Annotated in this window: 9 protein-coding genes; 7 read left to right on the top strand and 2 right to left on the bottom strand. The window is 63.3% G+C overall.

Annotated features, from left to right (window positions below):
- Nucleotides 1-10: 10 nt before the first annotated feature.
- Complete coding sequence (locus FJ943_RS09365; protein WP_140720900.1) at nucleotides 11-913, bottom strand: LysR substrate-binding domain-containing protein; 903 nt, start codon at nucleotides 911-913, stop codon at nucleotides 11-13.
- Nucleotides 914-1005: 92 nt separating this feature from the next.
- Between FJ943_RS09365 and FJ943_RS09360 the strand changes: the two genes are divergently transcribed.
- The 6 genes from FJ943_RS09360 to FJ943_RS09335 all read left to right on the top strand — a co-directional run bounded on the left by FJ943_RS09360 (nucleotide 1006) and on the right by FJ943_RS09335 (nucleotide 8685).
- Complete coding sequence (locus FJ943_RS09360; RefSeq protein WP_140720896.1) at nucleotides 1006-2556, top strand: trimethylamine methyltransferase family protein; 1551 nt, start codon at nucleotides 1006-1008, stop codon at nucleotides 2554-2556.
- Nucleotides 2557-2600: 44 nt separating this feature from the next.
- Nucleotides 2601-4250: an ABC transporter substrate-binding protein gene (locus FJ943_RS09355; protein ID WP_140720893.1), complete on the top strand. Its 1650-nt coding sequence runs from the start codon at nucleotides 2601-2603 to the stop codon at nucleotides 4248-4250.
- 73 nt (nucleotides 4251-4323) lie between these two features.
- The gene (locus FJ943_RS09350; RefSeq protein WP_140720890.1) at nucleotides 4324-6306 is read left to right on the top strand and encodes an FAD-dependent oxidoreductase; all 1983 of its coding nucleotides are present in this window, start codon (nucleotides 4324-4326) and stop codon (nucleotides 6304-6306) included.
- Nucleotides 6307-6358: 52 nt separating this feature from the next.
- Entirely contained in the window at nucleotides 6359-7468 is a 1110-nt protein-coding gene (locus FJ943_RS09345; RefSeq protein ID WP_140720887.1) for a mandelate racemase/muconate lactonizing enzyme family protein, read from the top strand.
- A 127-nt stretch (nucleotides 7469-7595) separates the two neighbouring features.
- On the top strand, nucleotides 7596-8072 hold the full coding sequence (locus tag FJ943_RS09340) for a DUF3828 domain-containing protein (RefSeq protein WP_015318334.1): 477 nt from the start codon (nucleotides 7596-7598) through the stop codon (nucleotides 8070-8072).
- A gap of 4 nt (nucleotides 8073-8076) precedes the next feature.
- Nucleotides 8077-8685 carry a hypothetical protein gene (locus tag FJ943_RS09335; RefSeq protein ID WP_140617116.1) on the top strand — a complete coding sequence of 203 codons (609 nt, stop codon included), beginning with the start codon at nucleotides 8077-8079 and terminating at the stop codon, nucleotides 8683-8685.
- Nucleotides 8686-8693: 8 nt separating this feature from the next.
- On the opposite strand, the gene queF is transcribed toward FJ943_RS09335, so the two are convergent.
- The gene (gene queF / locus FJ943_RS09330) at nucleotides 8694-9155 is read right to left on the bottom strand and encodes a preQ(1) synthase (protein ID WP_015318332.1); all 462 of its coding nucleotides are present in this window, start codon (nucleotides 9153-9155) and stop codon (nucleotides 8694-8696) included.
- Between the two features lie 56 nt (nucleotides 9156-9211).
- Between queF and FJ943_RS09325 the strand changes: the two genes are divergently transcribed.
- Nucleotides 9212-11257 carry an NADH:flavin oxidoreductase gene (locus FJ943_RS09325; RefSeq protein ID WP_140720884.1) on the top strand — a complete coding sequence of 682 codons (2046 nt, stop codon included), beginning with the start codon at nucleotides 9212-9214 and terminating at the stop codon, nucleotides 11255-11257.
- The last annotated feature ends 23 nt before the right edge of the window (nucleotides 11258-11280 follow it).

The following is an 11280-nucleotide window of genomic DNA, read 5'->3' as shown; positions in this document are numbered from 1 at the left end:
CGAGGCCACTTTACGCCTGCGCCAGCAGCCAATCCCTAACCTTGCGCGCATTGTCGCTGAGCTCGCGGTTCTTCGGCCAGATGACGTAGAACGCGGTGCCCGTCTTCATGACATGGTCCGTCACCGGCACCAGCAGCCCGGTCGACAGCAGCCGCTCGACAAGGTGGCGCCAGCCGAGCGCGATGCCTTGCCCTTCCATGACCGCCTGGATCACAATCGCATAGTCATTAATGCGCAAGCCACGCTCCGCATTGCGGAGGCTGGCTCCGGCCGACTGGAACCATTCGTCCCAGTTCGGGGCCTCGCGATAGGGCTCTTCCAGATGAATGAGGCGGTGTGTCGCCAGTTGCTCGACGGTCTCGGGCCGGCCGAATTTCGTCAGATAACTGGGACCCGCGACCGGAAAGATCTCTTCGTCGGAGAGCGCTAGCGAGTGGTAGTCCGGCCAGTCGCGTGGCACGCCTCCGCGCACGGCAAGCGGAATGCCTTCCGCGATGATGTCGAGATCTCGGTCGCCGGTCTGGATGCGCAGATCGATGCCCGGCAGTTCGTCGCGGAACCTCTGCAGGCGCGGCATCATCCAGAACGAGCCGAAGGCGGTCGAGGCGGCGAGCGTCACATGGCCGCCAGTCGCCTGCAGACGCAGGTCCTCCGCCGACTTGCGGATGTGGGAAAGGCCGAGCGAGACGTCGGCATGGAAGCGCTCGCCGGCCTCGGTCAGGCTGACCTGGCGGTGGCGGCGCTGGAACAGCGTGGCGCCAAGCTGTTCCTCCAACCCGCGCACGGCATAGGAAACTGCGGCCTGCGTCATGCCGAGCTCGCGCCCGGCGGCGGTGAAACTCGACAACCGGCCGGCCGCCTCGAAGACGATCAGGCTGCCGGCGGAGGGCAGGAGGTGGCGAAGGCTTCGCATAAGCTCAGCTTATACAAGAGATCAGGATTTTCCAGCGTCACAGTCGAATTTCACCTCGCTAAGTTGACCGGGATCGAAGGGATGGAGGCTCCATGAACGCACCGGCCGCTGAATTGACCGAGCAAACCCATCGCCGTGGTGGTGGCCGTCTCGGGCGCAAGGCGATGAGGAGCGCGCCGATTGCCTCGTTCCCGACCCTGGTGCGCCAGATTCCGGTCTATAAGATCGTTCCCGATGAGGCGGTGGAACTGATCCACGAGGAGTCGCTCAAGATACTCGAAGAAGTGGGCTGCGAATTCCGCGACGACGGAGCCATCGAGCTCTGGAAGGCGGCTGGGGCCGATGTCAGGGAAACGCGCGTGCGTATCGACCGCGCGCTGCTGATGGAGCTCGTCTCGAAAGTCCCATCCGAATTCACGCTCCATGCGCGCAATCCCGAGCGCACGGTCCGCGTTGGCGGCAAGAACTCGATCTTCGTGCCGATGTATGGCGCGCCCTACATACGCGACCTCGACAACAACAGGCGCTACGGCACGCTTGCCGACCTCAACAATTTCCACAAACTCGCCTACATGGCGCCGGCGCTGCATTCCTCGAGTTCGGTCATCTGCGAGCCGATGGAAATCGCCGTGCCGAAGCGGCATCTGCACATCATCCATTCGGCGCTGAAACATTCCGACAAGCCGTTCATGGGCATCGTGACGTCCAAGGAGCGCGCCGAGGACACGATGGCGATGGCTGCAATCGTCTTCGGCGAGGAGTTCGTCCGCGAAAACCCGGTGCTGGTGGCGATCACCAACTGCAATTCGCCGCTGGTCTGGGACGCCACCATGATCGATGCGATGCGGGTCTATGCAAGCCACAATCAGCCGCTGATCCTGGCGCCGTTCGCGCTCTGCGGCGCCTCGACCGCGGCGTCGGCCGTCGGCGCGGTGGCGCAGGTCAATGCCGAGGCGCTCGCCGGCGTGGCCCTGACCCAGCTCATCCGTCCCGGTTCGCCCCAGATCTACGGCCAGTTCATGGTCACGGTCGACATGAAGACCGGCGCGCCGATGGGCGGGACGCCGGAGGCCGCCCAGATGATGTATCTGATGGGCGCGCTGGCGCGGAAATACCAACTGCCTTGGCGCACGTCGGGCTTTCATGTCGGCTCCAAGCTCAACGATGCCCAGGCCGGCTACGAATCCAACATGCTGATGCATGCAGCCATCCTCGCCGGCGCCAACTACATCTGGCATTCGGCCGGATGGCTGGAAGCGGGGCTCACCTGCGGTTACTCGAAATTCGCCACCGACTGCGAACAGCTTGTCGGCTGGTACAAATATGCCGGCGGCCTGCCTTTCGACGATTTCAAGGAAGCGATGGCAGCGATCCGCGAAGTCGGGCCGCAGGGCCATTTCCTCGGCACCCAGCACACGCTCGAGCATTTCGAGAAGGCTTTCTTCATGCCGAGCATCATGGACTTCAACTCCTACGAACAATGGAAGGCGGAAGGGGCGAAGGACCACGACACGCGCGGCCGCGAGAAGGCGCGCAACATGCTTGCCGACTATGAGGAGCCGAAACTCGACGAGGGCATTGCCGACGGTCTCAAGGATTTGATCGCGCGGCGCGAGGAAAAACTGCCTGACAGCGTTAGTTGAAAAAGCAGGCAAAGACCTCACGGGAACAACAAGGGGAGAATGACATGACGATTTTCAGAAGCAACGGCGATCGTGTGCCGCCCGCTATCGAAGCGATGGCGGCGGAAGCGAAGGCGGGTCGCATGGACCGGCGCGAGTTCCTGGCGCTGGCTAGCGCGCTTGGTGCGTCGACGGCATTTGCCTATGGCATGATCGGCCTCGCCGCGCCGACGCAAGCTGTGGCCGAGGAACCGAAGAAGGGCGGGACGCTGCACGTCTCGATGGCGGTGAAAGCGCAGAAGGATCCGCGCACTTACGATTGGGTGGAACTGGCCAATATCTCGCGTTGCTGGCTGGAGCCGCTGGTGCGCTACACCAGGCAATTCACCTTCGAGCCGGTGCTGCTCGAAAGCTGGGACATCAACGACGACGCCACCGAATACACGCTGCATGTGCGCAAGGGCGTCGCCTGGAACAATGGCGATGCCTTTAGCGCCGATGACGTGGTGCACAATGTGACGCGCTGGTGCGAGAAGGGCGTCGCCGGCAACTCGATGGCGGCCCGCGTCGGTGCGCTGATCGATGCCAAGACCGGCAAGGCCAGGGACGGCGCCATCACCAAGGTCGACGACAACACGGTCAAGCTGAAGCTCAGCGAGCCCGATATTTCGCTCATTCCCAATTTCACCGATTATCCGGCGCTCATCGTGCACCGCAATTTCGACGCCGATGGCGCCGACCCGATCAAGAAGCCGATCGGCACGGGAGCGTTTGAGTTGGTCTCTTACGACGTCGGCCAGAAGGCGGTGGTCAAGCGCCGCGAGAACGGCAAATGGTGGGGCGGCGAGGCGCCACTCGACGGTATCGAATTCATCGACTACGGCACCGATTTCAACGCCACCGTGAACGCGTTCGATTCCGGTGAAATCGACCTCAATTTCGAGTCGCCCGCCGACTTCATCGACATTCTCGACAAGATGGGGCTGCAGAAGTCTGAGGTCGCGACCGCCACCACGCTGGTTGCCCGCACCAACATCACGCACAAGCCATACGACGATCAGCGCGTTCGCAATGCGCTGCAGATGGCGGTCGACAACAACGCGGTGCTGCAGCTCGGCTACAACGGCCGCGGCACGGTCGGCGAGAACCACCATGTCAGCCCGATCCATCCCGAATACTATGCCCTGCCCAAGAAGGAGCGCGACGCCGCCGGCGCCAAGAAGCTGATGGCGGACGCCGGGCAGGCCGACTTCGAGCACGAGCTGATCACCATCGAGGACGACTGGCAGAAGAACACCGGCGACGCGATCGCCGGCCAGCTGCGTGACGCCGGCATCAAGGTCAAGCGCACGGTGCTGCCGGGCTCGACCTTCTGGAACGACTGGACGAAATATCCCTATTCGATGACCATCTGGTACATGCGCCCGCTCGGTGTCCAGGTGCTGGCGCTGGGTTATCGCACCGGCGAGGCCTGGAATGAATCGGCCTATTCCAACCCCGACTTCGACGCCAAGCTCAAGCAGGCGCTCTCGCTGATCGATGTCGCCAAGCGCAAGGAGGTGATGAAGGATGTCGAGCAGATCCTGCAGGACTCCGGCGTCATCATCCAGCCGTTCTGGCAGAAGCTCTACAGCCACACGAACAAGAAGGTGAAGAACTTCGGCGTCCACCAGACCTTCGAGATGGACCTCCAGAACGTCTGGCTGGACGCCTGACGCCAGAAGTTCTGCCACACAGCGCCGGCGCTCCCTTGCGCCGGCGCAATGCCGCCGATGGGGAAGAATTTGCATGTCCGGCCGGGTCTTCAAACGTTTGTTCGAGCCGGCCACCTTGCGTGGCAAAACATTGCGCAACAGGATCGTGTTTGGAGCCCATACGGCGAACATGGCCGAGAACGGGCTGCCGACCGAACGCCATGTCGGCTACTACGCCGAACGCGCCATCGGCGGGGCCGGCATGATCGTGGTCGAGCCGATGCCCGTGCATCAGGCCGCCGTGCTTACCCGTGGCAATTTCAGCCCGTCCGATGACCGCGTCATCCCGTATTTCCGCAAGGTGACGGAGGCGATCCGCGGCAACGGCGCCGTCGCCATCCAGCAGCTCTACCATGTCGGTCAGCACGCGGACGCGGACAACTCGTTTCACCCCGGTTGGTCGCCTTCCGGCCTGCCGAGCTACCACGATTCCGACGGCTCGCATCGGATGTCCGAAGCCGAGATCGAAGAAACGATCGACGGCTTCGTCCAGGCCGCGCGCCGTTGCCACCAGGCCGGCTTCGACGGCGTCGAGGTCTGGGCGGCGTACCATTCGATGCTGGACCAGTTCTGGACACCTTGGTCGAACCGCCGGGACGACCGATGGGGCGGCAGCCTCGAAAACCGCACCCGCATGAGCCGTGAGGTGATGACCAGGATTCGCCGGGAATGCGGCGATGATTTTATCATCGGTCTCGCGATCAATGATGAGCCCGAAGTCGAAGTGGCGCTGAAGCGCGAAGCGCTGGCCGAGATCATCGACCTCCACGACCGCGATGCCTTGATGGACTATGTCACTTGCGGAACGGGTTCCTACTTCGATTTCTACAAGATCATGCCGACCTTCGTTTACCCGGAGAAGCTCGGTGCCGACCTGGCGTCCGTGCTCAAATCCACCGTGCGTCACGCGTTGATCACCGCCGAGAGCCATATCCGCACGCCCGAGAACGCCGAGAGCGTGCTGAGCGAAGGCCGTGCCGATCTCGTTTCCATCGTGCGTGGGCAGATCGCCGATCCGCATCTGGCTGCAAAGGCTGCCGCCGGCCGGCCGCAGGACATTCGCGGCTGCCTGTCCTGCAACCAGATGTGCTGGGGCCGGCGCAGCCGTGACTACTGGATCAGCTGCGTCATCAATCCTTCCGCGGGGCGGGAATGGGAGTGGGGCGGCGACCGCTTTGCTCCGGCCGGCCAGCCGAAGCGCGTACTGGTCGTCGGTGGCGGCCCGGCCGGTCTCGAAGCGGCGCGCGCCGCGGCCGAGCGCGGCCATCGCGTCACGCTGGCCGAGGCATCCGATCGCCTTGGGGGGCAGTTCCGCCTTGCCGGGCTGCAGCCGCGCCGTGCCCAGATTCTGGACCTGATCGACTGGTATGAGCGCCAGCTCGGCCAGCTCCAGGTCGATATCCGCTACGGGCAGTATGTCGAGGCCGACGATGTCGAGCGCGAAGGCGCCGATCACGTCATCGTGGCGACCGGCTCGATGCCACCGGACGGCGCTTTCCAGCGGGCCTTGCCGCACTGGGAGAGCATTCCGGGCGGCGGTCCGGTGCTCTCGGCCGAAGCGGTGATGGCGCGCGAGGCGAGGCCGGGAAAAAATGTTCTCTTGCTGGACGATGGCGGCAATTGGAAGGGCTGCGGCACCGCCTGGAAACTCGCCGAGGATGGTCACAATGTAACGCTTGTGACACCGGACGCCCTGGTCGGCAAAGAGCTTCAGCGAATGGCCGTCGATGCGCCGCTGCGACGGGCACTCGCCAAGCTGAAGGTGCGGTTTGTGACCGAGAGCGCCGTCGTTCATTGGGACGGCAGGGTGGCCAGGATCGCTTCGCTGCTCGACGGGACCGGGCAGCAGGTCGAGGCCGACGCTTTGGTCTTCGCCACCACCAGCATGGCGCAGGACAGCCTGTCCATCGAGCTCGAAAGGCGCGGAATTGCGCATACCTCCATCGGCGATTGTACCGCCTCCAGACAGGCGGCATTTGCCATTCATGACGGGCGCAAGGTGGCGCTTGGTCTTTGACCATGGCGAAAGGCGCCAGACCAGGCAAGGCATGAACGAGGCTAATGTCTGAATGCGTATCAGGTCAATCAAAGTCTATCAGATGCTTCTGCCTGTTAAAGGCGGTGCCTACCGGATGGCCAGCGACACCGTGCAGAATTTGGACAGCACGCTGGTTGAAGTCACCACCGAGGATGGACTGTCAGGCTGGGGTGAGACTTGCCCGATCGGCCCTGTTTATCAACCCCAGCATGCTCTGGGCGCGAGAGCGGCAATTGCTGAAATAGCGCCGGGACTTATCGGCGAGAACACAGCGTCCATGCGCCGCCTCGCCAAACGAATGGACGAACGGCTGAACGGTCACAACTATGCCAAGGCGGCCTTGGACATAGCTCTCCTCGACCTCGCCGGCCAGTGGCTGGGCGTCCCTGTTTCAACACTTCTCGGTGGTGCGCTCACCGATCGCGTGCCGTCATACTACTCGACGACCGTCGGTGCTCCGGACGAGACCGCGCGTATTGCCGCCGACAAGGTCAATGCCGGATATCCACGGCTTCAGATCAAGATCGGCGGGCGGGATCTCGAACAAGACGTCGCCACTGTGCACAAAGTATGGGAGGCGGTTGGCTTCAGGGCCCGCATAGCCGTCGACGCCAATCGCGGCCTGACCGCTGCCGCGGCGCTGCACATCGATCGGCTTTGCCAGGCAATCCCGTTCGTGTTCGAACAGCCTTGCAACACCATGGAGGAAGTCGCTGGTCTCAAAGGGCGCGTTACGCATCCGATCTATCTCGATGAGAGTACCGAGGATTTGAATGCCGTGCTTCGGGCAGTTTCGTCAGGTATCGCCGACGGATTCGGATTGAAGGTCACCCGTCTTGGTGGTCTGACCAAGATGGCCACGGTCCGCGACCTGTGTGCGATACGATCTCTTCCGCACAGCTGCGACGATGCCTGGGGCGGAGACGTCATCGCCGCGGCATGCGTCCACCTCGCCGCTACCGTCGAGCCGAGACGTTTTGAGGGAGCCTGGATCGCGCAGGAGTACATCGAAGGGCATACCGATCCCGCAAACCCGATCGTGATCGAGAACGGGCATATACGCGTCCCGCAGATCCCAGGGCTCGGTGTCAAGCCTGAGCGCTCCCAACTCAACGCGCCGATCGCCACTTTCGGAAACTAAGGATCGTTGGATTTGATCTATGCAAGCAGACGCGCCGCCCGGAGGAGGCTTCATGAGCCGCAAAAAAGCCGATATGCACGATGCGTGGTATTGATTGCCTTCCGCAGTCAAACATTCGGGGAAATCCATGAAACTGCTGCTCGCTGCCATCCTGTCGATTGCCGCACCAGCCGCTGCATTGGCCGGCCCGGCGTCCGACGCCGTGAAGTTCTTCTATGTCCCGCAGGTCAAGTTCGAGGCCGACGCGCAATACCGCGATCGCTTCACCGAGCCGGTGACGAAACTGTTCGACCTCAACGACCAGGCCACCAAGAAGAATCCGGACCAGGTCGCCTGTATCGACTTCGACCCCGGCCTCGACGCGCAGGATTTCGACCAGAAGGCCCTTTCCAAGACACTGAAGCTGTCCGAGACGGTGGAGGGCGATACGGCGCAGGTGGTGGCGAGTTTCAGTCTTTTTCCGGAAGGAGACGATTCGCAGCGCGAAATGCACTGGTCGCTGAAGAAGGTCGACGGCAAGTGGAAGATATCGGACATTGCATCGAAGACCAGCGACTGGACGCTGAGCCAGCTCGAATGCATGGCGGGCCAAGATCCGGAGTGATGCGATGGCCGGTCGCACGCTTCTTTTGTTCTCGGCCGTGTGCCTGCTGGCGGCGGACTTGAACGGCGCGGCCGCTCAGGGGCTGTTGGGCGCGCCGCCGGCAAAAGCTCCGGCCGGGACCGCGCCCGATGACAGCGTGACGCCGCCGGCAACCCCGCCTGGCGGCGCCGCGGAGCCGCCGACCCCACCCGTCGCATCGCCGCCAAGCGAGCCTGCCGCTCCAATCCAGCCGGGGTCGCCGACCGCGGTGGTGCGGCCGTTCTACGATCAGGTCGGCCTGGAGGTCGATCCTGCTCAGCGCGGCCATTTCATCGATCCGGCGAAAGCCGTGCTCGACAAGAGCGATGCCTTGCGCAAATCCGGGCAGGGCGAGTGCCTGGACCCCAACATGGCGCTCGACAATGCGGACTACGACAAGGCCGAGATCGACAAGAGCCTGAAGACGCTCGAAGCGATCAATGGCGACCAGGCCAAGGTGATCGTCGCCTTCGTCGTCGCCGGTAACCCGCACCGCCTCGAATGGAAGTTCAAGAAGGTCGATGGCGAATGGAAGATAGCGGACCTTTTGTCGGTGACCGGCGAATGGGCGCTCAGCCAGTACCAGTGCGAATGATGGCCGAACTAGCCGCGCCCGCGATAGGGGGTGACGCCGGTATCCGGCAGCCAGGCGCCTTCGGGCGGAGCGCCGGTCTGCCAGAACACATCGATCGGAATGCCGCCGCGCGGATACCAATAGCCGCCTATGCGCAACCAGAGCGGCTTGGTCGCGGCCACGATGCGGCGTCCGATCATCACCGTGCAGTCTTCATGGAAGGCGCCATGGTTGCGAAACGAGGTCATGAACAGCTTGAGCGACTTCGATTCCACCAGGGCGGCATCGGGTGCGTAGTCGATGACGATGTGGGCGAAATCCGGCTGTCCGGTCACCGGGCAGAGCGAGGTGAATTCCGGGCAGGTAAAGCGCACGATCGCCGGCGGCCCGTCGCCGCGCGAAAACGGCACGGTTTCCAGGACCGCGGCTTCGGGGCTCTGTGGCGTCTCGACGTGCGTGCCGAGCTGGGTGAGATTTTTGGTATCGATCATATGCGGTTTCCCTTGGATTTGCCGCTCATAGCACAAATTAAAACGGCAGGAAGACGATGACCAGCAACGACCCGCTTCTCCAACCCTACCAGCTCAAGCATTTGACGCTGAAGAACCGGGTGATGTCGACCAGCCACGAGCCGGCTTACTCGGAGGACGGCATGCCGAAGGAGCGCTACCGGCTCTACCATGCCGAAAAGGCCAAGGGCGGCATGGCGCTGACCATGACCGCCGGCTCGGCGATCGTTTCGCGCGACAGCCCGGCTGCCTTCGGCAATCTGCACGTCTATGACGACCGCATCGTGCCGTGGTTGGCCGAACTCACCGATGCCTGCCATGAGCATGACTGCAAGGTGATGATCCAGATCACCCATCTTGGCCGCCGCACGGGTTGGAACAAGGCCGACTGGCTGCCGGTGCTCTCGGCTTCGCCGGTGCGCGAGCCGGCGCATCGCGCTTTCCCCAAGACCATCGAGGACTGGGACATCGAGCGCATCGTCGCCGACTATGCGTCGGCCGCCCAGCGCTGCCAGGCGGCCGGGCTCGACGGCATCGAGTTCGAATCCTACGGCCATCTGATGGACGGCTTCTGGTCGCCTGCCACCAATCATCGCGATGACGAGTATGGCGGTTCGCTCGACAACCGCCTGCGCTTCACCAACATGGTGCTCGATGCGGTGCGGGCGGCGGTCGGCGAGAAATTCGTCGTCGGCATCCGCATGGTCGCCGACGAGGATTTCGACAAAGGCCTGTCGAAGGAGGAGGGCGTCGAGATCGCCAGGCGGCTGGCCGGCTCCGGCAAGCTCGATTTCCTCAACATCATCCGGGGCTCGATCGAGACCGACGCGGCGCTCACCAAGGTCATTCCGGTGACCGGCATGCGGTCTTCGCCGCATCTCGATTTCGCCGGCGAGGTGAGGGCGGCGACGAAATTCCCGACCTTCCACGCGGCGCGCATTTCCGATGTCGCCACCGCGCGCCATGCGATCGCCACCGGCAAGCTCGACATGGTCGGCATGACACGCGCCCATATCGCGGATCCGCACATCATCAAGAAGGTGATGGAGGGCCGCGAGCACGAGATACGTCCCTGTGTCGGCGCTACCTATTGTCTCGACCGCATCTATGAAGGCGGCGAGGCGCTATGCGTTCACAATGCGGCGACCGGCCGCGAGGCGGATATCCCGCACGTCATTGTCAAGACGGAAGGGCCCAAGCGGAAAGTGGTGGTCGTCGGCGCCGGCGCTGGTGGGCTGGAGGCGGCGCGCGTCGCAGCCGAGCGCGGTCATCAAGTCACCATCCTCGAGGCATCATCACAAGCTGGCGGCCAGGTGCGTCTGGCGACCCAGAACCCGCGCCGCAAGGAATTGATCGGCATCATCGACTGGCGGCTGGCCGAACTCGACCGGCTCGGCGTCGAGATCCGCTATGACACCTGGGCGGAACAGGACGATGTTCTGGCGCTGGCGCCCGACGTCGTGGTGATCGCCACCGGTGGCCTGCCGCAGAACCCGCCGCTGGCCTCCGGCGACAATCTCGTCACCTCGAGCTGGGACATCGTGGCCGGCAGCGTCAAGCCGGCCGAAAATGTGCTGCTCTACGACGACAATGGCGGCCATCAGGGCATGGGCGCGGCCGAACTGATTGCCAACAGCGGCTCGAAGCTGGAACTGGTTTCGCCGGAACGCTTCTTCGCCCCCGAAATGGGCGGCATGAATCACGTACCCTATGTCAGGGCCTTCCAGGAAAAGGGCGTCACCGTCACCATCAATACCCGCCTGCGCTCGGTGCGGCGCGAGGGCAATCAACTGATCGCGGAACTCGCTTCGGATTTCGCCGATGGCTGGCGCGGAGAGCGCAGGGTCGACCAGGTGGTGGTCGAGCACGGCACGGCGCCGCTCGACGATCTGTATCTTTCGCTGAAACCGCTGTCGAAGAACGGTGGTGCGGTCGACTATGAGCGTCTGGCCAACGGCGGCGACATTTTTCCCAAGCGCAACGCGGATGGCGGCTTCGTGCTCTTGCGCATCGGCGACGCGGTTGCCTCGCGCAACATTCACGCCGCCATCTATGACGGGATCAGGTTCGGGATCAGGATTTGATCACGATCGGGTGGCGCGCAACG

The organism is Mesorhizobium sp. B2-3-10 (genome assembly GCF_006442275.1).
Taxonomy (GTDB): domain Bacteria; phylum Pseudomonadota; class Alphaproteobacteria; order Rhizobiales; family Rhizobiaceae; genus Mesorhizobium; species Mesorhizobium australicum.
The sequence above is the reverse complement of the archived record's forward strand: the minus strand, read 5'-3'. Positions and strand labels throughout refer to the sequence as shown.